Source organism: Pantoea sp. SGAir0430, assembly GCF_043549295.1.
Map to the genome: position 1 here is coordinate 3,541,350 of NZ_CP039427.1, position 22,277 is coordinate 3,563,626.

A 22,277-nucleotide genomic window follows, 5' to 3' on the forward strand; every position below is an offset into this window, starting at 1 on the left:
TCCTGGTCTCAATGCGGTGCGAAAAGGGTCGTAAAAGCACAAGAAAGCAGAGACAGCAGGCTTGCGGTGCATTACTCTTCGCCAGATTAAACTCGTAAGTGCCAGCAGCGTATTGAATAAAAAATTATGACCATCGAAATCGAATTAAAGTTCATTGCCACCCCGCAAGCCGCCGAAAAACTGACGCAGACGCTTGCCGCCTGGCCACATCAGCATCACGCCGCGCGTGAGCTGACCAACATCTATTACGAAACCGATGACAACCAGCTGCGCCGCTGGGATATGGGCCTGCGGATTCGCGGCGTGGATCAGCGCTATGAAATGACGCTGAAAACCGCCGGCAAAACGCTGGGCGGTCTGCATCAGCGTCCGGAATACAACGTCGACCTCAGCGAGCCGCAGCTGGACATTGCCCGCCTGCCGGCAGAGATCTGGCCGCAGGGGACCGATATTGTCGCGCTTCAGTCGCGTTTGCAGCCGCTGTTCAGCACCCATTTCCAGCGTGAAACCTGGCTGGTGAGCGTTGGCGACAGCGAAATTGAAGTGGCTTTCGATTCCGGCAGCGTTGCCGCAGGGGAGCTGAGCGAGCCGTTGTATGAAGTGGAGCTGGAGCTTAAGCGTGGAACCCGCAGCGATATGCTGACCTTCGCCAGTGCGCTGATCGCCACGGGCGGCCTGCGCCTCGGCAGCCTGAGCAAAGCGGCACGCGGTTATCAGCTGGCGCAGGGCAACGCGCCGCGACCGCTGCGCGCGCTGCCGCTGCAGAAAATTGCCGCCAAAGCCACAGTGGAGCAGGGCATGGTTCACGCCATGAGCGCGGCGCTCGGCCACTGGCAGTACCACGAAGAGGTCTGGCTGCGCGGTAATGAAGACGCCCGGGCACGGGTAATTGAAGCGCTGGAAACGCTGCGTCAGGCGTTTTCCCTGTTTGGCACGCTGGTGCCACGCAAGGCCAATAGCGAACTGCGTCAGAAGCTGACCCGACTGGAAGAGCTGCTGGCGGACAGCGAGACCAGCGCGGAAACCGTCTGCTTCTCACCGACCTCGGTCGAAGCCCAGTTAGCACTTACTCACTGGCTGGTGGAGTCGCAGTGGCAGCCGTGGCTGGACGAGAAGAGCAAAAGTAAGCTGCAGGGATCGTTTAAACGCTTCAGCGACATCATGCTGGGGCGCATCGGCGCGGATCTGCGTGAAACCTTCGTCGACGTGCAGCTGTTTAATGAATTTCAGGACAAAGCCACGCGCCTGAACCGCCAGTTGCTGGCGGTGCACCTGCTGGCAGGGGCGTATCCGGCTGAAGAGGTCAGCCAGTGGCTGGCGGGCTGGCAGGAGTTGCAGCACGCCATTCGTGAAAAACAGGAGCGCGGTCTGATTCAGCTGGTTAATCTGGCGATCCGTCAACCGCCGTTCTGGCTGAATAACGGTGCGAAACGCTAAGGCTACGGCACCATCAATCATCAGGGAGGGAAGATGTCGTTACCGTTACCGACGCTGATGCAGGCGCAGCTCGCCAGCGTGGCAGAACGTCTGGGCCTGCCGCTGACGGCGATCACGCCGCAGCAGGCTGGCGCGCTGACCTTTAGTGACTTTATTGTGGACAACCTGCAGCAGCATCCGGCGTGGTGGCAACAGCTGCAGCAGCAACCGCCGCAGCCCGAAGAGTGGCAGCACTATGCGGCCTGGCTGGCAGCGGCGCTGCAGCCGGTAGATAACGAAGCCTCCCTGATGCGCGAACTGCGCCTGTTCCGCCGCCATATGCTGGTGCGCATCGCGTGGATGCAGGCGCTGGAGCAGGCCAGCACCGGGCAGAGCCTGACGCAGCTCAGCACGCTGGCGGAAGTGCTGATTACCGCCGCGCGCGACTGGGTGTGGCAGGATTGCTGTCGCGATTTCGGCACGCCGTGCAACGCCGCCGGCGAAGCGCAGCCGATGCTGATTCTGGGTATGGGCAAGCTGGGCGGTGGTGAACTCAACTTCTCTTCCGATATTGACCTGATCTTTGCCTGGCCGGAAAACGGCGTCACCTGCGGCGGCCGGCGCGAGCTCGACAACGCCCAGTTCTTCACCCGCATGGGGCAGCGCCTGATCAAGGTGCTGGATCAACCTACCGTCGATGGCTTTGTTTATCGCGTGGATATGCGCCTGCGCCCGTTCGGCGACAGCGGTCCGCTGGTGCTGAGCTTCGCCGCGCTGGAGGATTACTACCAGGAGCAGGGGCGCGACTGGGAGCGCTACGCGATGGTGAAAGCGCGGCTGATGGGCGATGACGGCGGCCACTGGAGCCAGGAATTGCAGCAGATGCTGCGCCCGTTCGTCTATCGCCGCTACATCGATTTCAGCGTGATCCAGTCGCTGCGTAACATGAAAGGCATGATTGCCCGTGAAGTACGGCGGCGCGGCCTGAAGGACAACATCAAACTCGGCGCAGGCGGCATTCGCGAAACAGAATTCATCGTCCAGGTGTTTCAGCTGATTCGTGGTGGACGTGAGCGCTCACTTCAGCTGCGTTCGCTGCTGCCCACGCTGCAGGCCATCGGTGAGCTGGCACTGTTAACGCCGGAGCAGGTTGACCATCTGCGCGCCGCCTACCTGTTTTTACGCCGGCTGGAGAATCTGCTGCAGAGCATCAACGATGAACAGACGCAGACGCTGCCGGAAAATCCGCTCGACCGCCAGCGCCTGGCCTGGGCGATGGGCATGGCGGACTGGGCGACGCTGCTGGCACAGCTGGAACAGCACATGGCCGGCGTGCGCCACATTTTCGACGAGCTGATAGGCGATGATGCACCGGATGTCGACGATCAGCCGCAGCTGGCGGAGTTCGCCAGCCTGTGGCAGGACGCGCTGGAAGAGAGCGATTTGCTGCCGGTGGTACCGCAGCTGCAGGCAGAACAGCGCCATGCGCTGTATCGGGCGCTGAATGATTTTCGTCAGGATGTCAGTCGCCGCACCATCGGCCCGCGCGGCCGGCTGGCGCTTGATCAATTAATGCCGCGCCTGCTAAGCGAAGTGTGCGCGCGTGACGACGCCGATGTGGTGCTGGCACGCCTGACGCCGCTGCTGCTTGGCGTATTAACGCGCAGCACCTATCTGGAGTTGCTGACTGAGTACCACGGCGCGCTGCGCCATCTGATTCGCCTGTGTGGCGCTTCGCCGATGATTGCCAGCCAGCTGGCGCGCTATCCGCTGCTGCTGGATGAACTGCTCGATCCGGCCACGCTGTATCAGCCCACCGCCACCGACGCCTATCGTGACGAACTGCGCCAGTATCTGCTGCGCATTCCCACCGATGATGAAGAGCAGCAGCTGGAAGCGCTGCGCCAGTTCAAGCAGGCACAGCATCTGCGTATCGCCGCCGCCGACATCGCCGGAACCCTGCCGGTGATGAAAGTGAGCGATCACTTAACGTGGCTGGCGGAAGCGATCATTGAATCGGTGGTGCAGCAGGCGTGGCAGATGATGGTGCAACGCTATGGTCGCCCTTCGCACCTCGCCAGCGACAGCGAGCGCGGCTTTGCCGTGGTCGGCTACGGCAAACTGGGCGGCTGGGAACTGGGTTACAGTTCGGATCTCGATCTGGTTTTTCTGCACGACTGTCCGGACGATGCCGAAACCGACGGTGAACGCGTCATTGACGGGCGCCAGTTTTACCTGCGTCTCGCCCAGCGCGTCATGCATCTGTTCAGTACCCGCACCTCGTCCGGCATTTTGTATGAGGTGGATGCGCGCCTGCGCCCCTCTGGCGCGGCCGGCATGCTGGTCAGCACCTTTGCCGCCTTTGACGACTATCAGCGCCATGAAGCCTGGACGTGGGAACATCAGGCGCTGGTGCGTGCACGCATCGTGTATGGCGAACCGGCGCTGTGTGAGCGCTTCGATGCGATCCGGTGCGGTATTCTGTGCCTGCCGCGTGAAGGCGCGAAGCTGCAAACCGAAGTGCGTGAGATGCGTGAGAAAATGCGTGCGCACCTCAGTAACAAGCACAAAGGCCGCTGGGAGATTAAAACCGATGAGGGCGGTATCACTGATATTGAATTCATTGCGCAGTATCTGGTCTTAGGTTACGCCGCCAGCCAGCCGGCGCTGACGCGCTGGTCGGATAACGTGCGCATTTTCGAACTGATGGCGCGCCACGGCATCATGGCTGATGAAGAAGCGCAGGCGCTGACGCACGCTTACGTCACGCTGCGCGATGCGCTGCACCATCTGGCGCTGCAGGAACTGCCGGGTCATGTCGATCCGGCATCGTTCGCTGACGAACGCGCCGTGGTGCACGCCAGCTGGCAGCGCTGGCTGGCCGCGAGCGACGCGGATGACACGGAGCAGTGAGCCTGGCGGCTTCTATGCTATTATCCGCGCATTATTTTGACTGAACGTTGAAGTCTGGAGTCTCTGCATGAAAGTAACACTGCCCGCGTTTGGCAAGGCCGCTGTGCTGGTTGTCGGCGATGTGATGTTAGACCGCTACTGGTACGGCCCGACCAGCCGGATCTCACCGGAAGCCCCGGTGCCGGTGGTTAAAGTGGATACCATTGAAGAGCGTCCGGGCGGCGCGGCCAACGTGGCGATGAATATCGCTGCACTCGGTGCGGACTCGCGCCTTATCGGCCTGACCGGTGCAGATGACGCTGCGCGCGTGCTGCGCGAAACGCTGGCGCAGGTGAAGGTTGAGTGCGATTTCGTCGCCCTTGATAGTCATCCGACCATCACCAAACTGCGCGTGCTGTCGCGCAACCAGCAGCTGATTCGCCTCGACTTTGAAGAGGGCTTTGAGCAGGTCGATCCGCAGCCGATTCACGATCGCCTGCGTCAGTCGCTGGCACAGGCGGGCGCGCTGGTGCTGTCTGATTATGCCAAAGGCGCGCTGAGCAGCGTGCAGACCATGATTCAGCTGGCGCGTGCGGCGCAGGTGCCGGTACTGATCGACCCGAAAGGTACCGATTTTGAACGCTATCGCGGCGCGACGCTGCTGACGCCCAACCTGTCCGAGTTCGAAGCGGTGGTGGGCAAGTGCAAAAGCGAAGAGGAGATTGTCAGCCGCGGTATGCAGCTGATTGCCGATTACGATCTCTCCGCGCTGCTGGTGACGCGTTCGGAAAACGGGATGACGCTACTGCAGCCGGGCAAAGCGCCGCTGCATCTGCCCACTCAGGCGCAGGAAGTGTATGACGTGACCGGTGCCGGCGATACGGTGATCGGCGTGCTGGCCGCAGTGCTGGCTGCCGGTGAAAGTCTGGAAGATGCCTGCTTCCTCGCCAACGCTGCGGCTGGCGTGGTGGTCGGCAAGCTCGGGACTTCTACCGTCAGTACCGTGGAGCTGGAGAATGCGATTCACGCGCGGCCGGACAGCGGCTTTGGCGTGATGACCGAAGCAGAGCTGAAAGTGGCGGTGGCGCAGGCGCGCCAGCGCGGTGAGAAAGTGGTGATGACCAACGGCGTGTTCGACATTCTGCACGCCGGCCATGTCTCTTATCTGGCCAACGCGCGCAAACTGGGCGATCGCCTGATCGTGGCGGTCAACAGCGATGCTTCCACCAAACGTCTTAAGGGCGAAACCCGCCCGGTGAACCCGCAGGAAAACCGCATGATCGTGCTGGGTGCGCTGGAAGCCGTAGACTGGGTGGTGCTGTTTGAAGAGGATACGCCACAGCGGCTGATTGCCGAAGTGCTGCCGGATCTGCTGGTGAAAGGCGGTGATTATAAGCCGGAAGATATCGCGGGCAGTAAAGAGGTGTGGGCCAACGGCGGTGACGTGCGCGTGCTCAACTTTGAAGACGGTATCTCCACCACCAACATCATCAAAACCATTCGCAATCAGTAAACACGTAGCCGGCGGGAGCGAACTCCCGCCGCGTAAACCTTACTGAGGCGTATCGATTTTGCCTGCCGGATCTGGCGTGATCACCGCCGGAGCCGGGGCCGCCGGACTTTCACTTTCCAGCTTCGCCAGACGCTGCTCCAGCGCCGCCAGTTTTTCACGCGTGCGCAGCAAAACCTGTGTCTGTACGTCAAACTCTTCACGATTAACCAGATCCATGCGGGTTAACTGCGCCTGCAATACCTGACGAATTTTCTTTTCCACATCGTCGCCAAAGTCGCGAATACCTTTTGGCATCGCTTCGTGCACCTGGCGCGCCAGTTGTTCAATTTTTTTCGTGTCGATCATGGTTGTTTCCTGGTTACGGTGGCTGATAACAGCGCGTGTTCCGACTCATCAAGCATTAAGTGTAATGCCAGAAACGAAAAGGTTAAACCCGAAATCCGCAACGCATGAAGTGCAAAAGCATTTGCACTTTTGTTGATTGCCCGACCAGGTGATTGGCGCTATAGTAATTTCGCTTATTCTCAGGGCGGGGCGAAATTCCCCACCGGCGGTAAATCAGCTTCGGCTGAAAGCCCGCGAGCGCTTTCGCTGTACAGTGAAAGGTCAGCAGATCCGGTGTAATTCCGGGGCCGACGGTTAAAGTCCGGATGGGAGAGGGTAACGGCATCAGCCGGGCTGCGCCCGCGTCACGTTATTGCCATGTGTTTTCTACGCACTCCTAAGCTCGCCCTGGTTCTGGTAACTCATATTTTATTAATAAGGTTTTTTTACCATGAATCAGACGCTTCTTTCTGAATTTGGCACGCCGGAACAGCGTGTAGAACGCGCCATCGATGCGCTGCGCAACGGGCGCGGCGTGATGGTGCTGGACGATGAAAATCGCGAAAATGAAGGCGATATGATCTTCGCCGCCGAAACCATGACCGTGGAACAGATGGCGCTGAGCATTCGTCACGGCAGCGGCATTGTCTGCCTGTGCATTAACGAAGCGCGCCGCCAGCAGCTGGAGCTGCCGATGATGGTAGAGAACAACACCAGCTCTTACGGCACCGGTTTTACCGTGACCATTGAAGCGGCCAGCGGCGTGACGACCGGCGTATCGGCCTCCGACCGTATTACCACCATCCGCGCGGCGATTGCCGATGACGCTAAACCGTCCGATCTGAATCGTCCCGGCCACGTATTCCCGCTGCGCGCGCGCGACGGCGGCGTGCTGGCGCGCGGCGGCCACACCGAAGCGACGCTCGATCTGGTGACGCTGGCGGGCTTCAAACCTGCGGGTGTGCTGTGCGAACTGACCAATGATGACGGCAGCATGGCGCACGCGCCGGAAGTGATTGCGTTTGCGAAGCAGCACGCCATGCCGGTGGTGACCATTGAAGACCTGGTGGCCTGGCGCCGCCAGCATGAAACCCGTCAGGCCAGCTAAGCCGACGTGAAATAAATAAGGCCGGATGTGATGCATCCGGCCTTTTTTTATGATTAACGGCTGGCGTAAAAAACGTGATTGCCTATCACCACGGTACGCTGGAAGGCGTGGCGCCACGCGGGTCTGGCGCTGTGCGCATGAAAGAAGGTCGCGCCCTTTGTCACATCCGCCAGCTTACCCTCGACAATCCGCTGGGCCAGGCGCTGCGCGCGCTGCCAGCTTTTGTCATGCTGCGGCGGATGGCGATGGGGATGTTTGTGCAGAGACGTCCAGGAGAACTGTTTGGGTGCGTACACCACCGGACAGATCTCTTTGACGTCCCAGTTAGCCCGGTTCATGGTGACAGTGCCGACGGCAATCTGCCCCTTTACCGGTTCGCCGCGCGCTTCATGATAGATATTCATCGCCAGGCATAAAATGGCTCCCTGAATTAACATAACACTCCACTGCTTTCTAAGAGTCGCGTGGAGTGTAATGAGCCCGCAGTCGGGTGTTAACAAGACCCGTCTCGACTACGCCTTAACAAGCCTAAGTCGTTGAGAGTTAAGGCCGAAGTGGTGGTGAATGAGACGAATCTCGCGTCAGCCTACCCCGCTGGTTTGCAGCAACGTCAGGCTCAGGCCCATCACCGTCATGCCGCACAGTACGCCGTAGCTGGGGTTGTTATGCGGGTCGATTTCGCGCGCCAGCGGCATCAGTTCATCCACGGACAGCGCCACCATAATGCCCGCCACCGCCGCCATGATGGCCGCAATCATCACCGGTGAGACCGCCGGCCCCAGCAGCAGAAAGGCGATAATGCCGCCAAGAATCTCCGCCATGCCGGACAGGCAGGCCCAGAACAGCGCTTTGGCTTTCGAGCCGGTGGCGGCGTACATCGGTCCGGCCACCGCCAGCCCTTCCGGAATATTGTGGATCGCGACGGCCAGCGCGATGCCCAGCCCCAGTTCCATATCGCTGCTGGCGGTGACAAAGGTGGCAATGCCTTCGGGAAAGTTATGCAGGCTGATACCGAGCGTCAGCAGGATCGCGGTGCGTTTCAGGTTAGTGGGGCGGCGATTGACCGCCATCAGGTCCTGCGGATGCTGGTGCGGCAGCAGGCGATCCATGGCGAAATAACCCAGTAAGCCGAGCATGAACATGCCGTAGCCAAGCACCGGCGACATGCCTTCCGCATGCAGCGCAGCAGGCAGCATCTCCATCAGGGAAATCAGCAACATGATGCCGGCGGCAAAGCCGAGCGCAAAGGCCAGTACGCGGTTCGACGGCTTCTGACCGAGCACGCCAAAAATCGCGCCGACGAAAGTGGCACCGCCAGCCAGGATGGTTAGCAGCAAAGGTACTGACATAATGGGCTCCTTAATGATAATGATTACCAGTTACAATATAGTTAACCCCATAAAATATCGAGTTATTTAGCGTAAAGTTATGTCGGCAAAATCTTGTTCAAATTTGCTGATAAACATCATCACGCTTATCAGCGTTTTTCCCTTGGCGAAAGCGCGTATCGTGACAGTCATTAACGCGATCCCGACGCCAGAGGATGAATAATGACCCGCATGCCCGCTCTGTTTCTCGGCCACGGCAGCCCGATGAACGTATTAGAAGACAACCGTTATACCCGCGTATGGCAGAAGCTGGGCGAAACCCTGCCGCGTCCGCGCGCTATTCTCGCCATCTCGGCGCACTGGTACACGCGCGGCACGGCGGTGACGGCGATGAGCAATCCGCGCACCATCCATGATTTTGGTGGCTTCCCGCAGGCGCTGTTCGACGTGCGCTATCCGGCGCCGGGTTCGCCATCGCTGGCACAGCGCGTTATCGATCTGCTGGCGCCGGTGGCGGTGCAGGCCGATCAGCAGTGGGGCTTTGATCACGGCTCGTGGGGCGTGCTGGCGAAGATGTATCCACAGGCGGACATTCCGCTGATTCAGCTCAGCATCGATGGCACCCAGCCGGCGGCGTGGCATTTTGCGCTGGGACGTAAACTGGCGGCGCTGCGTGACGAAGGCGTGATGCTGGTGGCCAGCGGCAACGTGGTACATAACCTGCGCATGATTCGCTGGCAGGGTGCGGAAAGCGCTTATCCGTGGGCGGAGAGCTTCAACCAGTTTGTGCGCGATAATCTGGACTACGAAGGCGAAGCGGCGCAGCATCCGCTGGTGAATTATCAGCAGCATGAAGGCGCGCAGCTGGCTAACCCGACGCCGGAGCACTATCTGCCGCTGCTGTATATTCTCGGAGCGCGAGCTGAAGGTGAGGCGGTGAGCATCCCGGTGGAAGGCATGGAGATGGGTTCGATCAGTATGCTGTCCGTGCAGGTTGGCTGACACCTGTGCCGCCCGCAGACCGGGCGGCACGTGCGTTACTCAATAAAGGTGTGCGGATAGAAACGCGACAGATCCTGGGTGATCAGCGCGCGATCTTCACGCAGACCGATACCGGCAGGCTGATCGTCAATCAGCCAGCTGCCAATCAGCGTGTAGCTGTCGCCAAACTTCGGCAGCGGCCAGAACTGCTGGACGATCATGCCCTCTTCGCCATAGGGGCCGTCGGCGCGCGCGATTTCCTGACCGTTTTCCACGATGGTGATGTTGGCACCTTCGCGGGAAAACAGCGGTTTCACCACATATTTTTCCATCTGCGGCGCGCTGGCATCATCGGCAAACCAGGCGGGCAGCAGGTTAGGATGGTTGGAGAACATCTCCCACAGCAGCGGCAGCAGCGCTTTGTTGGAGAGAATGCTTTTCCACGCCGGCTCCAGCCAGCGCACGCCGGCATCGGCCAGCTTGGTCGAGAACATCTCGCGCAGCATGAATTCCCACGGATAGAGCTTGAACAGGTTACTGATCACCTGATCGTGCTGATCGGTAAACTGACCTTTTTCGCCCAGCCCGATCTCATCAATGTAGAGAAATTCACTCGGCAGACCGGCTTCAGTGGCGCAATCCTGCAGATACTGTACCGTGGCGCGATCCTCTTCCGTATCGCGACAGCAGGCAAAGTGCAGCCAGTTAAAACCGTGCTGCTGGTGCAGCGTGGCGAAGCGCTCAATCAACTGCTCCTGCAGGCTGTTGAATTGATCGCTGCCCTGCGGCAGGTTGCCGGCGTTGAGCTGATCCTCCAGCCAGATCCACTGGAAAAACGCCGCTTCGTACAGCGAGGTTGGCGTATCGGCGTTGTTCTCCAGCAGCTTGATCTCGCCTGTGCCATCCCACGCCAGATCGAGGCGTGAATAGAGCGAGGGCTGACGCTGCTGCCAGGATTCGCGCACAAAATCCCAGGTGTGTTTCGGAATGCAGAAACGGGTGAGCAGCGCTTCGCTGTTCACCACTTTTTCTACCGCCTGCAGGCACATCTGGTGCAGTTCCGCGGTGGCCGCTTCCAGCTGTTCAATTTGCGCCAGCGTAAACTGGTAATAAGCGTCTTCGCACCAGTAGGGTTCGCCATACATGGTGTGAAACTGAAAGCCGTACTCGGTCGCCTTTTCGCGCCAGTTCGGACGTTCGCTGATAGCAATACGTTGCATGCGCGGGCTTAGCCTCCCAGCGAGCGGCTGCCGGTGCTGGTGGCACTGCTGCGCTGCATGGTGTTCTGTTTGGCTACCGTCTCACCAAAGCCGCCACGGGTGATGGTGGACGTAGTGGCCGGTTTTGGCGCCAGCGCGGTTTTCGGCACGTTTACCGTCCGGCCGGAGGTGGCCGCACCGTAGTTCTTACCGGAAGCATCAACAAACTGGCCGTTAGCCGGGCTATTAGGGGTTTTTGGCGAGAACAGCGGTTGCTGCGCAAAGCCGGCACCGCCGCCCATCAGACGACCCATCATGTAGCCGGCCATCAGAGGCATCCAGAAGCTGCCGCTCTGCTGCGCTTCAGCGTTGTTCGCCGTGGTACCGACGCCCGCCTGTGCCGGGGTTTGCTGACACTGGTTTTCGCCGAATTCCGCGACGCAATCTTCACGCGTGGCGTATTTTGGCGCGGTGCGCTCAGCCTCTTTCAGCGCGTTGTTGTAAGCGGTGGTGCACTGAGCGCTCTGGCCCGGATTGGCTTTCGCACAATCATCGGCGTTCTGGTACATCGAAACCGTTTCATCGCTCTGTTCGCAGCCTGCCAGCATAAACACGGCGGTGACCGCCAGTGCGACCGGCGTTAAATGGCGTGCCTGCCAGCTTTTACGGAAAGCGGCATGACGAATATTTTTTGTCCGTTTCATTATCTTCATCCTGTGCCCAAAGGTGGGGCTTAGGATAGGTGATGAGTGGTGGAAAATGAAGCGGGAAGCCGGGTGGCAAGGGGATCTTTACGTTGTTATACGTTTGAATGCGAAAGGGGCCGCAAGCGGCCCCTTGAAGGCTTAATTAGCGAAAGGATTGGCGCTGTTACGTGCCGCGGCCGGACGGGCCTGAGCGGCGGCGGACGCGGAGGTCGCTTTCGGGCCGTTATCCACGCGCGCGGCCTGCTGGCTGTTTTCCGGCGCGACCACTTCTGGTGAGGTCGTCACTTCTTTGCCCAGCGTGCTGTTCAGCTGCTGCAGATCCTGCTCGTTCAGCGTGCCCAGCGCATATTTGATGTTCAGCTGGTTAATCAGGTAGCTGTAACGCGCATTCGACAGCTGCTGTTTAGCGTTAAACAGCGTGGTGGTCGCGTCTAACACATCAACGATGGTACGCGTACCCACCTGATAACCGGCTTCCGAAGCATCTAATGAGCTCTGCGCCGAGATTACCGACTGTTTGTAAGCGTCGATGCTGCTGATCGAAGCGTTCACGTTGTTGAACGAAGAACGGACGGTCTGAATCGCGCTACGGTGCGCGCCTTCAAGCTGCTCGCTGGCGGCGACGAAGTTATACTGCGCCTGTTTCACCTGCGAGGTCACTGAACCGCCGCTGTACAGAGGCAGTGAGAAGCTCAGGCCAACCTGGTTGGAGCCGGTGATCGAGTCGGTGGTACCGGCGCTCTGATTAGCGCGGCTGCCGCCGTATTTGCTGTTTGACAGACCGGTAGAGGCGGTCAGATCCAGCGTCGGCATGTGGCCGGACTCGGCGGAGCGAATCTGCTCACGCGCCAGATCCTGGCTCAGACGAGCAGACAGCAGGTTGAGGTTACGGCTCTCAGCCTGTTTCAGCAAATTGGATACCGCTTCCGGACGCGCCGTTTTGAAACGATCGATATTCAGTGACGCCAGCGACAGATAATCCATGCCGGTGATCTGACGCAGCGATTCCACCGCGTTATCCAGGTCGTTACGCGCGGTTACTTCGTTGGCCAGCACGCTATCGTATTGAGCACGGGCGTTCTGCACATCGGTGATGGCCACCAGACCGACGTTAAAACGCTGGGTGGTCTGATCCAGCTCGCGGTAGATCGACTGTTTCTGCGCTTCAGTGTAAGAAAGCGTATCAATGGCCTTCAGCACGTTGAAATAGGCGGTTGCGGTGTTCAGGATCAGATCCTGCTGCGCTACCTGATAAGTAACGTCCTGAATGCCGGCCGTTTTTTCCTGCAGCGTCAGCGCACGCCATTTCGACATGTCGAAAATCGTCTGCGTTAATTGCAGCGAGGCGCTGGTCGTGTTGGAATGGAGACCGCTGTTGTCGCGATAGCCGCTGTTATAGGTATAATCTGCACCCAGACCCAGCTGCGGCAGCAACGGGCTACGCGCTTCGTTAATTTTCTCAAAAGCAGCGTCGCGATCGGCGGCTGAAGCACGCAGATCCGGGTTGCTGAGGCGCGCCTGCTGGTAGACCTGCAACAGGTTTTCTGCCTGGCTGGCAAGGCTGAAACCGCCCAGGCTCAGTCCAATAAAAAGTGGGAGCAGTTTTTTCATTTGCATTCCTTGTGTTGCAGCAAATGCACAGAGAGTGTGCTGCAGGTAAGCCAAAAAATAATCGCCGATTCTACAGAGGCGGCGTCAGAGATAAGTTGGCTGAACGTGCCTTCTCCCCCTAATTTACGTAAATAATTCAGAAAGAACCACTCGGACGGAGCACAAGGGTTGGCTTTTCTTCGCTCCATCCCAATCTGCATAAGGAACCAGATGATGGCGGGTGAAAAAAAATCCCCTGTGACTTTCACAAAAAACGATGTAGAAATTATTGCACGCGATACTCGCTACGATGGTTTTTTTTCCATCGTCAGCTACCGCTTCCGCCATCGCCGCTTTAACGGCGAGATGAGCGGTGAAGTGGTGCGCGAAGTTTTTGAGCGCGGACACGCTGCCGTGCTGCTACCCTATGATCCCCTGCGCGACGAAGTAGTGCTGATCGAACAGATCCGCATCCCGGCCTATGATTCCAGCGCCACGCCCTGGCTGCTGGAGATGGTGGCCGGCATTATTGAACCGGGCGAAACGCCGGAAGATGTGGTGCGTCGTGAAGCGGTCGAAGAGGCTGGCCTCAAGGTTGGCCGCGTCAAACCGATAGTGAATTACTTAGCCAGCCCCGGCGGAACCTCTGAGCGTTTGTCGGTGCTGGTGGGCGAAGTGGATGCCAGCCAGGCAGAGGGAAATCACGGGCTGGAGGAAGAGAATGAGGATATTCTTGTGCATGTGGTAAGCCGCGAACAGGCTTATCGCTGGGTGGAAGAGGGGATTATTGATAACGCGGCATCTGTCATCGCTCTGCAATGGCTGGCGTTGCACCATGAGAAACTAAGAGAAGAGTGGAAGCCAACATGAAACAGCGCTATACCCCTGATTTCCCCGAAATGATGCGTCTGTGCGAAACCAATTTCGCTCAGCTGCGCCGCCTGCTGCCGCGCAGTGACGAGGCAGGTGCGTCGGTGATGTATCAGGTGAACGGCGCCAGTTATCAGCTGACTATTGAAGAGTCGACGCGCTATACCACGCTGGTGGAGATCCGCCAGGTGGCACCCGCAGTGAGCTACTGGAGCCTGCCGTCCATGTCGGTGCGGCTCTACCATGATGCGATGGTGGCTGAAGTGTGTTCCACTCAGCAGATCTATCGCTTCAAAGCGCGCTATGATTATCCTAATAAAAAATTGCATCAGCGCGATGAAAAACATCAGATTAACCAGTTCCTTGCCGACTGGTTGCGGTACTGCCTGGCGCACGGCGCGATGGCCGTGCCGGTGTGCTGATAGCGATACCCTGAATCCGCACGGGTATATAACGCAACGATAGCGTGGAGAGAAAGGAAACGCTTTGGATAGCCTGCTAACTCTTCCTGCGGCAAATGGGTCCGATATCAGGATTTTACAAATTACGGATACCCATCTTTTCGCGGGAAAACATCAATCGCTGCTTGGAGTGAATACCTGGTCGAGTTTTGATGCGGTGCTGGACGCCATCGCGGCGCAACAGCGCGATTACGATCTGATTATCGCCACTGGCGATCTCGCCCAGGATCACACCGTCGAAGCTTATCAGCATTTTGTTGCGGGCATTGCGCGTCTGCCGAAGCCGTGCGTCTGGCTGCCGGGCAATCACGATTTTCAGCCAGCGATGGTGGATACGCTGGCACAGGCCGGCATCGCCGCGGACAAGCATGTGCTGCTCGGCGAGCACTGGCAGCTGGTGCTGCTGGACAGCCAGGTTTTTGGCGTGCCGCACGGCATGCTGAGCGACTATCAGCTGGAGTGGCTGGACCGCACGCTGCGTCAGTTCCCCGATCGCTACACGCTGGTGCTGCTGCACCATCATCCGCTGGCCTGCGGCTGTACCTGGCTTGACCAGCACAGCCTGCGCAATCCGCATCAGCTGGATGCGGTGCTGCAAAACTTCCCGCTGGCGCGCCACCTGGTGTGCGGCCACATTCATCAGGAGCTGGATCTCGACTGGCACGGCCGCCGCGTACTGGCATCGCCTTCGACCTGCGTCCAGTTTAAACCGCACTGCACCAACTTCACCATTGATACCGTGGCGCCCGGCTGGCGCTGGCTGACGCTGCAGGCGGATGGCACGCTGCACACCGAAGTGAATCGTCTGCAGAGCGATCTATTCCGTCCGGATCTGGATTCCGAGGGCTACTAAACCATGGCGGCGCTGATTTATCTGCACGGATTCAACAGCTCACCGCAGTCGGCTAAAGCGACGCAGTTACAGCAGTGGTGTCAGGCGCAGCATCCGCACATTGAGGTGCTGGTGCCGCAGCTGCCGACTTTTCCCGCTGAGGCTGCTGCGCTGCTGGAAGAGTTGGTGATGCAGTATGCCGGGGAACCGCTCGGGCTGGTGGGGTCATCGCTCGGTGGTTATTTTGCCACCTGGCTGTCGCAGTGTTTCATGCTGCCGGCGGTGGTGGTGAATCCGGCGGTGCGGCCGTTTGAACTGCTGGTGGATTATCTGGGTGAAAACCGGAATCCCTACACCGGCCAGCAATATGTGTTAGAGTCTCGCCACATTTACGATCTGAAAGTGATGCAGATTGACCCTCTGGAAGCGCCCGATCTACTCTGGCTGCTGCAACAAACCGGCGATGAAGTGCTCGACTATCGCCAGGCGCTGGATTACTACAGCGCGTGCCGTCAGACGGTAGAAGAGGGCGGCAATCATGCCTATATCGGATTCGAACGCCATTTTGCGCAGATGATTGATTTTCTGGGACTGAATACTCCCTGATGCTGCGGGATGGGCCCATTTTCCTATTGCTAATCAGACTGTTACGATGAGCCAATCTAGCTATAATGCTGACGCCATTGAGGTTTTAACCGGCCTCGAACCGGTACGTCGCCGTCCGGGCATGTACACCGATACCACACGCCCTAACCATCTGGGCCAGGAAGTGATCGATAACAGCGTCGATGAGGCGCTGGCCGGTCACGCCAAACGCGTGGAAGTCATCCTGCACGCCGATCAGTCGCTGGAAGTGATCGATGATGGCCGTGGTATGCCCGTCGATATCCACCCGGAAGAGGGCGTGCCAGCGGTCGAACTGATTCTCTGTCGCCTGCACGCCGGCGGTAAATTCTCCAACAAAAACTACCAGTTCTCCGGCGGCCTGCACGGCGTGGGGATTTCGGTGGTCAACGCCCTGTCGAAGCGTGTGGAAGTCACGGTGCGCCGCAACGGTGAGATTTACCAGATCGCCTTCGAAAACGGCGATAAAGTGCAGGATCTGGCGGTGATTGGTACGGTAGGCAAACGTAACACCGGCACCAGCGTTCACTTCTGGCCAGACGAAAGCTTCTTCGACAGCCCGCGCTTCTCGGTCTCCCGCCTCAAGCATCTGCTGAAAGCCAAAGCGGTGCTGTGCCCGGGTGTCGAAATTGTCTTTAAAGACAAGGTGAACGATACCGAGCAAACCTGGCTGTATCAGGATGGCCTGACGGATTACCTGAGCGAAGCGGTGAACGGCCTGCCAACGCTGCCGGAAAAACCGTTTGTCGGCAGCTTTGCCGGCGATGTGGAGGCGGTCGACTGGGCGCTGCTGTGGCTGCCGGAGGGCGGCGAGCTGCTGACCGAAAGCTACGTCAACCTGATCCCAACCATGCAGGGCGGAACGCACGTTAACGGCCTGCGTCAGGGCTTGCTCGACGCGATGCGCGAATTCTGTGAATACCGCAATATTCTGCCGCGCGGCGTGAAGCTGTCGGCGGAGGATATCTGGGATCGCTGCGCCTACGTGCTGTCGGTTAAAATGCAGGATCCGCAGTTTGCCGGACAGACCAAAGAGCGTCTCTCCTCACGCCAGTGCGCGGCGTTTGTCTCGGCGGTAGTGAAAGATGCCTTCAGCCTGTGGCTCAACCAGAACGTGCAGGCCGCCGAAATGCTGGCCGAGCTGGCGATCTCCAGCGCACAGCGTCGTATGCGCGCGGCGAAAAAGGTGGTGCGTAAAAAGCTGACCAGCGGACCGGCGCTGCCGGGCAAGCTGGCCGACTGTACCGCGCAGGATCTGAATAAAACCGAACTGTTCCTGGTGGAAGGGGATTCTGCGGGCGGCTCCGCCAAGCAGGCGCGCGACCGCGAATATCAGGCGATCATGCCGCTGAAAGGCAAGATCCTCAACACCTGGGAAGTGTCGTCGGATGAAGTGCTGGCGTCGCAGGAAGTACACGATATTTCGGTGGCGATTGGTATCGATCCGGACAGTGAAGATCTCAGCCAGCTGCGCTACGGCAAAATCTGTATCCTCGCGGATGCCGACTCCGACGGCCTGCACATTGCCACGCTGCTGTGCGCGCTGTTTGTGAGGCACTTCCGCTCGCTGGTGCAGCAGGGCCACGTCTATGTGGCGATGCCGCCGCTGTACCGCATCGACCTCGGTAAAGAGGTGTATTACGCGCTTGATGAAGACGAAAAAGAGGGTGTGCTGGAGCAGCTGAAGCGGAAAAAAGGCAAGCCGAACGTGCAGCGCTTTAAAGGTCTGGGTGAGATGAACCCGCTGCAGCTGCGCGAAACCACGCTCGATCCTAACACCCGTCGTCTGGTGCAACTGACGGTCGACGAAGAAGACGTCGAGCAGACGTTACGGATGATGGACATGCTGCTGGCGAAGAAACGCTCGGAAGACCGCCGCAACTGGCTACAGGAAAAAGGCGACCTCGCCGACCTCGAAGTGTGATGCAAACGGGACGCTGCGGCGTCCCTTTTTTATGCCTGTAACCGTGCCATCGCTGCCCGTCCCGATCTGTCCCATCGCCGCATGCCCGTTAATGAAAACCGCGCTGTGCGCGGCACCCATATGCCGCCTGCTGCCCCGGGTCAGCGATAATCCCTGCGTTTTGCTGCATTGTGGTATCCTGCCGCTGCTGAACGTGGAGCAATCTACCTCAGCAGCCGTGAGAACGAGGCTAAGACCGGTCTCGAAGTAGCAATGCGCTGAGGTAGGAAGAGTGAAAATCACACTGGAAGAGTTACGCGCCTGGGTCGCGGTGGTGGATACCGGTTCGATTACCGCCGCAGCGGAACAGCTGGATCAAACCAGCTCCGGCATCAGCCGGGCGCTGAGCCGCCTCGAAAGCAAACTGCAAACCACGCTGCTGCACCGCACCACGCGTCGCCTGGCGCTGACCGAAGAGGGGCTGATTTTTCTCGATCACGCGCGGCAAATCCTCGCGTCGGTGGAGCAGGCCGAAGAGCATATCGCGCAGCGGCGCGACATTCCCTCCGGACGGCTGCGCGTCAACGCCAATACGCCGTTTACCCTGCATGTTATCGTGCCGCTGGTTGCCGAATTTTGCGCGCGCTATCCACAAATTCAGCTGGAGCTGAACACCGATGACATTGTCATCGACCTGCTTGAGCAGCAAACCGATATCGCTATTCGCATTGGTGAACTGCGCGACTCCACGCTGCGCGCCCGCGTGCTGGGCAGCAGCGCGATTCGCCTGCTGGCCAGTCCGGCCTATCTGGAAAAAGCCGGCGCGCCACAGAGCGTGAAAGATCTGCTGACGCACCAGCTGCTGGGATTCAGCCAGCTGGACGCACACAATGTCTGGCCGGTATGGCAGCGTGAAGGCGAGTTTTTGCGCATCAAACCCACGCTGTGCGCGTCGAGCGGCGAAACCCTGCGCCAGCTGGCGCTGGCCGGCCAGGGCATTGTGCGGCTATCGGATTTTGTCAGCCGCGAGGATCGCGCCAGCGGCCGGCTGGTGCAGGTGCTGGAAAATGACACGCGCGAACTGCGCCTGCCGATTCACGCGGTGTACTATCGCAACCAGTCGCTCAGTTCCCGCATCACCTGTTTTCTGGATTTTTTACGGGAAAAAATTCAGGAAAATCATCTGTTATAGTCCTGTTCTGTTTGAATAACCTTTCCTGTTATGTTCTGCCCTCATCGATAAAAACGCTTTAATTCAATCGGTTAATGATTTAGCTATCTTTCGGCCGCCCATTTAAGAATTTTTTCCTAACGGGACATTTCTTATGTCTCGGATTTATCTCTTTCCGGATTATGTCGCAACTTTGAGCCCACCCGTGGGCAGAGCCAGGGAGATTGCGGCGCTTGCCTGCAAACGCGCAGTCAAAATTAATCGACGGAAGGAAGAATCATGAACGTTTCACCCGTAAGTGTGGCGGTTATCGATAAGAAAACCATAACCAAAGCGGAAGTGCTGCGCGCCGGTAAAGACGGCAAAGCAGTGAAGATTCAGGCAATTACCAACGGTAAATATCTGCTGACGCAGAACCAGGACGGCACCGCGCCTGAAAACATCACCGTTAAACGCGCAGGGAAAAACCTGCTGGTGATGCTGGAAGGCTCAGACGCCAGCAAGCCGGATCTGATTATCGAAGATTTCTTCGCTAAATCCGGCACCTTAGTGGGTAAAGCGGAAGACGGCGAAATGCACGCTTACGTCGCGACGGACGGCAATGCCGACCACGAAGCGGCCGCGCTGGCCGACGGCGAAACCACCGCGCTGGCGCTGGGTGAAGGCAGCGTTGATGATAATTCCGGCTACGCACTGGCCAGCGGCTTTGAATGGTCGCCGGCGCTGATTGCGCTGGGTGGCCTGGCGGCTATCGCGGCAGCGGCGGGTCTTGGCTATGTCGCGGCGAAACACCACTACGACAATAACGACGGCAGCCACAGCGGCAAAGGTGAAGGCGGCGGTGGCAGCGGCGGCGGCGATATCAGCAAGCCCACGATCAGCGATGTGATTGATGATATCGGCGACGTAACCGGTTCGGTAGCAAATGGCGGCCGCACCGACGACACCATGCCCACCTTCAACGGCACCGGTACGCCGGGCAATACCATTGAAATATGGGATGGTGAGACGCTGCTGGGTGAAGTGCTGGTGGATGACGAGGGTAACTGGACCTTTACGCCGGAAAAACCGCTGGCGGCTGGCAATCACAGCATCGTTACCGCCGAGCGTAACGCCGAAGGCGTGGTGGGTGAAGAGAGCGATCCGTGGGAATTCATCATCGATCTGACTGCACCAGCCAAAGGCACCATCGGCAGCGTGATGGACGATATGCAGGATCCGCCGGTGCTGATCGAAAAAGGCGGCGTGACGAAAGACAATACGCCAACGCTGACCGGTAAAGCTGAAGCGGGCTCGACGGTAGAAATCTGGAACGATGGCGTGAAGCTGGGCACCGCAAAGGTGGACGCCGAGGGTAACTGGACCTTTACGGCTCCGGCGCTGCAGGATGGGCGACACGAGCTGAGCATCGTGGTGGTCGATCAGGTGGGTAACAAATCACTGCCATCCGATCCGTTCATCGTTGATGTGGACACCGTGGCGCCGGAAAATCCGGGCATCGGTGTGATTAAAGACAGCGAAGGTAATCCGCTGGAAGACGGTTCCACCACAAAAGATCTGCGTCCGACGCTGGAAGGTACCGGTGAAGATGGCGATATCGTGGTCATTATCGACAACGGCAAGCCAATTGGTTCGGTGATTGTGGAAGACGGCAAGTGGACCTTCACGCCAGAAAACAATCTGCAACCGGGCGAGCACGAGCTGGAAATCGTGGTGCGCGATCCGGCAGGCAACGAATCGCCGGCCTCTGAAAAGGTCACGATTGGGTTTGAAGGCGACACGCAAGTGCCGGTCGATCCTGAGCCTGTTGACGGCCTGCCCGATCCGGACGTTCCGGTTTCCGGCATGATTGAGCATATCTTTAAAGACAATAACGACGCCGGCGTGCGTACGCCAATCGAAAACGGCGGCGCGATGAACGATCCGAGCATCATTGTCGCCGGTAAAGGCGTGCCGGGTGAACTGGTAACCATCTATATTGTCGGTCTCGAGAACAGCTACAGCTTCACTACCACGATTGGGGCTGACGGCAAATGGGAGCTGACGACGCCGGATCTGGCGGATGATGTTTATCAACTGCGCGGCGTGTTCTCCAGCGATGGCGAAGTGACCGGCAAAACGGACATTTATGAAGTGGAAGTCGACACCATTCCACCGCCGCCGCCGGAGATTAATGCGCTGGAGCTGGCCGGTCTTGATATTTCCGCTCTGCTTTCCCTGGACAATCATGAACTGTTCAATGAGGCCGACGATCAGCCGCAGCCGATTAATGCGGAATTACTGCAGCTTAATAACGATGCGTTTAATGACTGGAATAATCAGGAAAGCCAGAGTGGTGTGATAGCTGAAAATAATTCCCAATCAGATGCGCTGTTCTTACAGAACGAAATCGAACAATTCTAATTTATCTGGAGCATACAGGTGCAATTTATTGCACCTGTGAAACTTAAATGAAAATTGCAAAAAAATTACTTTTAGCTTCACTGGTGTGTGCGCCAGTATTCACGACTTTTTCAACCCAGGCGCAAAATTCATTTGATGGCGCATGGCGTAGTTTATCGCCGGTATCGGCAGAGCAGGCGCGGGTGGTTTATTATCGTCCGGCTTCATCAACCGGGGAAAAACCGGCGAATATTTATGTCGACGGTGAATTCCATACGTCGTTACTGGCCGGTGGCTATACGGTGTTTTGTGTTGCGCCGGGAACGCATTCGCTGGGCAGTTATGTCAACGACGCGCCAGATTATCAGGGTAAACGCGCGCAATCGTGGACTGATAAACTGGCTGCCGGTAAAACCTACTACATTCGCGCTAACCTCGATGACAGCGGTCGTCCGCTGGTGGTCAGCCAGCAGCAGGCGCAGCAGGAATTGCTGAGCACCAAACGTCAGGCTCATCTGCTGTCACGCGCATCGTCGGTACAGCGCTGTCAGGAAGGAACAACTGAAGCTTATGATAACTATGCGTTTTCATCTGACCTGCTGTTCCGTTTCGGCAGCGCCAACAGCAACGACATCTCCGCACAGGGGCGCGAAGCACTCAGCAGTTTTGCCAGCATGCTGAAAAAGGAAAATGCTGCTCAACGCCACATCATCGTCACCGGCTTTACCGATCCGATTGGCAGCGACAGCAGCAATATGGCGCTGGGCCAGCGTCGCGCTGAGGCGGTGAAAGCACTGCTGATTGCTCAGGGAATGAATGCGGCCAATATCACCGCGCAGAGCATGGGTGAGTCTCAGGTTGATACTAACTGTTCAGGCAGCCTGCAGGAGAAGAAAGCATGCTATGCCAGCGAGCGCCGGGTTATTATCAGCGTTGAAAACAAGTAATCTGATTTAATTATTTTAGCAGCGCATTC

General features: G+C 58.3%; 19 protein-coding genes and 1 riboswitch. Of the genes, 13 read left to right on the top strand and 6 right to left on the bottom strand.

The window, feature by feature from the left end; all coding sequences use genetic code 11:
- The first annotated feature begins 126 nt into the window (after positions 1 to 126).
- From E7738_RS16730 to hldE, 3 genes are all read left to right on the top strand, one after another.
- On the top strand, positions 127 to 1,437 hold the full coding sequence (locus E7738_RS16730) for a CYTH domain-containing protein (RefSeq protein WP_394515846.1): 1,311 nt from the start codon (positions 127 to 129) through the stop codon (positions 1,435 to 1,437).
- Positions 1,438 to 1,470: 33 nt separating this feature from the next.
- Positions 1,471 to 4,329, top strand: a complete 2,859-nt coding sequence (gene glnE / locus E7738_RS16735) for a bifunctional [glutamate--ammonia ligase]-adenylyl-L-tyrosine phosphorylase/[glutamate--ammonia-ligase] adenylyltransferase (RefSeq protein ID WP_394515847.1) — start codon at positions 1,471 to 1,473, stop codon at positions 4,327 to 4,329.
- Between the two features lie 67 nt (positions 4,330 to 4,396).
- Positions 4,397 to 5,821, top strand: a complete 1,425-nt coding sequence (gene hldE / locus E7738_RS16740) for a bifunctional D-glycero-beta-D-manno-heptose-7-phosphate kinase/D-glycero-beta-D-manno-heptose 1-phosphate adenylyltransferase HldE (RefSeq protein ID WP_021509620.1) — start codon at positions 4,397 to 4,399, stop codon at positions 5,819 to 5,821.
- A 39-nt stretch (positions 5,822 to 5,860) separates the two neighbouring features.
- Here the strand turns inward: hldE and E7738_RS16745 are convergent, their stop codons facing one another.
- Positions 5,861 to 6,166 carry a ubiquinone biosynthesis accessory factor UbiK gene (locus tag E7738_RS16745; RefSeq protein ID WP_010618705.1) on the bottom strand — a complete coding sequence of 102 codons (306 nt, stop codon included), beginning with the start codon at positions 6,164 to 6,166 and terminating at the stop codon, positions 5,861 to 5,863.
- Between the two features lie 171 nt (positions 6,167 to 6,337).
- Positions 6,338 to 6,487: riboswitch (FMN riboswitch) on the top strand.
- 109 nt (positions 6,488 to 6,596) lie between these two features.
- On the opposite strand from E7738_RS16745, the gene ribB reads away from it, so the two are divergent.
- On the top strand, positions 6,597 to 7,253 hold the full coding sequence (ribB, locus tag E7738_RS16750; RefSeq protein WP_241798745.1) for a 3,4-dihydroxy-2-butanone-4-phosphate synthase: 657 nt from the start codon (positions 6,597 to 6,599) through the stop codon (positions 7,251 to 7,253).
- Between the two features lie 53 nt (positions 7,254 to 7,306).
- Here ribB and E7738_RS16755 read toward each other — a convergent pair whose 3' ends face one another.
- Both E7738_RS16755 and zupT read right to left on the bottom strand, forming a co-directional pair.
- Positions 7,307 to 7,690, bottom strand: coding sequence for a cell wall hydrolase (locus tag E7738_RS16755; RefSeq protein WP_021509619.1), 384 nt, complete (start codon positions 7,688 to 7,690; stop codon positions 7,307 to 7,309).
- A 144-nt stretch (positions 7,691 to 7,834) separates the two neighbouring features.
- The gene (gene zupT, locus E7738_RS16760) at positions 7,835 to 8,602 is read right to left on the bottom strand and encodes a zinc transporter ZupT (RefSeq protein WP_021509618.1); all 768 of its coding nucleotides are present in this window, start codon (positions 8,600 to 8,602) and stop codon (positions 7,835 to 7,837) included.
- A gap of 201 nt (positions 8,603 to 8,803) precedes the next feature.
- On the opposite strand from zupT, the gene ygiD reads away from it, so the two are divergent.
- Positions 8,804 to 9,583, top strand: coding sequence for a 4,5-DOPA-extradiol-dioxygenase (gene ygiD, locus E7738_RS16765; protein ID WP_394515848.1), 780 nt, complete (start codon positions 8,804 to 8,806; stop codon positions 9,581 to 9,583).
- A gap of 35 nt (positions 9,584 to 9,618) precedes the next feature.
- On the opposite strand, the gene E7738_RS16770 is transcribed toward ygiD, so the two are convergent.
- The 3 genes from E7738_RS16770 to tolC form a co-directional block, all read right to left on the bottom strand.
- Positions 9,619 to 10,782 (bottom strand): glutathionylspermidine synthase family protein, encoded by a 1,164-nt coding sequence (locus E7738_RS16770; RefSeq protein WP_394515849.1) that lies wholly within the window; start codon positions 10,780 to 10,782, stop codon positions 9,619 to 9,621.
- A gap of 8 nt (positions 10,783 to 10,790) precedes the next feature.
- Positions 10,791 to 11,465, bottom strand: coding sequence for a DUF1190 family protein (locus E7738_RS16775; protein ID WP_021509614.1), 675 nt, complete (start codon positions 11,463 to 11,465; stop codon positions 10,791 to 10,793).
- Between the two features lie 141 nt (positions 11,466 to 11,606).
- The gene (gene tolC / locus E7738_RS16780; protein ID WP_021509613.1) at positions 11,607 to 13,079 is read right to left on the bottom strand and encodes an outer membrane channel protein TolC; all 1,473 of its coding nucleotides are present in this window, start codon (positions 13,077 to 13,079) and stop codon (positions 11,607 to 11,609) included.
- Between the two features lie 213 nt (positions 13,080 to 13,292).
- Here tolC and nudF point away from each other — a divergent pair, with 213 nt between their 5' ends.
- From nudF to E7738_RS16820, 8 genes are all read left to right on the top strand, one after another.
- On the top strand, positions 13,293 to 13,928 hold the full coding sequence (gene nudF, locus E7738_RS16785; RefSeq protein WP_058776538.1) for an ADP-ribose diphosphatase: 636 nt from the start codon (positions 13,293 to 13,295) through the stop codon (positions 13,926 to 13,928).
- Complete coding sequence (locus tag E7738_RS16790; protein ID WP_021509611.1) at positions 13,925 to 14,350, top strand: DUF1249 family protein; 426 nt, start codon at positions 13,925 to 13,927, stop codon at positions 14,348 to 14,350. The genes nudF and E7738_RS16790 overlap by 4 nt, the downstream gene beginning before the upstream one ends.
- Before the next feature lie 64 nt (positions 14,351 to 14,414).
- Positions 14,415 to 15,242 (top strand): 3',5'-cyclic-AMP phosphodiesterase, encoded by an 828-nt coding sequence (gene cpdA / locus E7738_RS16795; protein ID WP_150360394.1) that lies wholly within the window; start codon positions 14,415 to 14,417, stop codon positions 15,240 to 15,242.
- 3 nt (positions 15,243 to 15,245) lie between these two features.
- Positions 15,246 to 15,827, top strand: a complete 582-nt coding sequence (gene yqiA, locus E7738_RS16800) for an esterase YqiA (RefSeq protein WP_058771368.1) — start codon at positions 15,246 to 15,248, stop codon at positions 15,825 to 15,827.
- A 46-nt stretch (positions 15,828 to 15,873) separates the two neighbouring features.
- On the top strand, positions 15,874 to 17,769 hold the full coding sequence (parE, locus tag E7738_RS16805; protein ID WP_021509608.1) for a DNA topoisomerase IV subunit B: 1,896 nt from the start codon (positions 15,874 to 15,876) through the stop codon (positions 17,767 to 17,769).
- 271 nt (positions 17,770 to 18,040) lie between these two features.
- The gene (locus E7738_RS16810) at positions 18,041 to 18,940 is read left to right on the top strand and encodes a LysR substrate-binding domain-containing protein (protein ID WP_059009799.1); all 900 of its coding nucleotides are present in this window, start codon (positions 18,041 to 18,043) and stop codon (positions 18,938 to 18,940) included.
- A gap of 258 nt (positions 18,941 to 19,198) precedes the next feature.
- Entirely contained in the window at positions 19,199 to 21,322 is a 2,124-nt protein-coding gene (locus tag E7738_RS16815) for an Ig-like domain-containing protein (protein WP_104188260.1), read from the top strand.
- Positions 21,323 to 21,504: 182 nt separating this feature from the next.
- A complete protein-coding gene (locus E7738_RS16820; RefSeq protein ID WP_394515850.1) occupies positions 21,505 to 22,248 on the top strand; it encodes an OmpA family protein in 744 nt (247 codons plus the stop codon).
- Positions 22,249 to 22,277 lie beyond the last annotated feature (29 nt).

Bases quoted from the DNA above. Each gene is read 5' to 3' on its own strand.
- nudF (WP_058776538.1), top strand. From the start codon at position 13,293: ATGGCGGGTGAAAAAAAATCCCCTGTGACTTTCACAAAAAACGATGTA.
- E7738_RS16755 (WP_021509619.1), bottom strand. From the start codon at position 7,690: ATGTTAATTCAGGGAGCCATTTTATGCCTGGCGATGAATATCTATCAT.
- glnE (WP_394515847.1), top strand. From the start codon at position 1,471: ATGTCGTTACCGTTACCGACGCTGATGCAGGCGCAGCTCGCCAGCGTG.
- E7738_RS16770 (WP_394515849.1), bottom strand. From the start codon at position 10,782: ATGCAACGTATTGCTATCAGCGAACGTCCGAACTGGCGCGAAAAGGCG.
- E7738_RS16730 (WP_394515846.1), top strand. From the start codon at position 127: ATGACCATCGAAATCGAATTAAAGTTCATTGCCACCCCGCAAGCCGCC.
- E7738_RS16815 (WP_104188260.1), top strand. From the start codon at position 19,199: ATGAACGTTTCACCCGTAAGTGTGGCGGTTATCGATAAGAAAACCATA.
- hldE (WP_021509620.1), top strand. From the start codon at position 4,397: ATGAAAGTAACACTGCCCGCGTTTGGCAAGGCCGCTGTGCTGGTTGTC.
- zupT (WP_021509618.1), bottom strand. From the start codon at position 8,602: ATGTCAGTACCTTTGCTGCTAACCATCCTGGCTGGCGGTGCCACTTTC.
- ygiD (WP_394515848.1), top strand. From the start codon at position 8,804: ATGACCCGCATGCCCGCTCTGTTTCTCGGCCACGGCAGCCCGATGAAC.
- parE (WP_021509608.1), top strand. From the start codon at position 15,874: ATGAGCCAATCTAGCTATAATGCTGACGCCATTGAGGTTTTAACCGGC.
- ribB (WP_241798745.1), top strand. From the start codon at position 6,597: ATGAATCAGACGCTTCTTTCTGAATTTGGCACGCCGGAACAGCGTGTA.
- E7738_RS16775 (WP_021509614.1), bottom strand. From the start codon at position 11,465: ATGAAACGGACAAAAAATATTCGTCATGCCGCTTTCCGTAAAAGCTGG.
- tolC (WP_021509613.1), bottom strand. From the start codon at position 13,079: ATGAAAAAACTGCTCCCACTTTTTATTGGACTGAGCCTGGGCGGTTTC.
- E7738_RS16790 (WP_021509611.1), top strand. From the start codon at position 13,925: ATGAAACAGCGCTATACCCCTGATTTCCCCGAAATGATGCGTCTGTGC.
- yqiA (WP_058771368.1), top strand. From the start codon at position 15,246: ATGGCGGCGCTGATTTATCTGCACGGATTCAACAGCTCACCGCAGTCG.
- E7738_RS16745 (WP_010618705.1), bottom strand. From the start codon at position 6,166: ATGATCGACACGAAAAAAATTGAACAACTGGCGCGCCAGGTGCACGAA.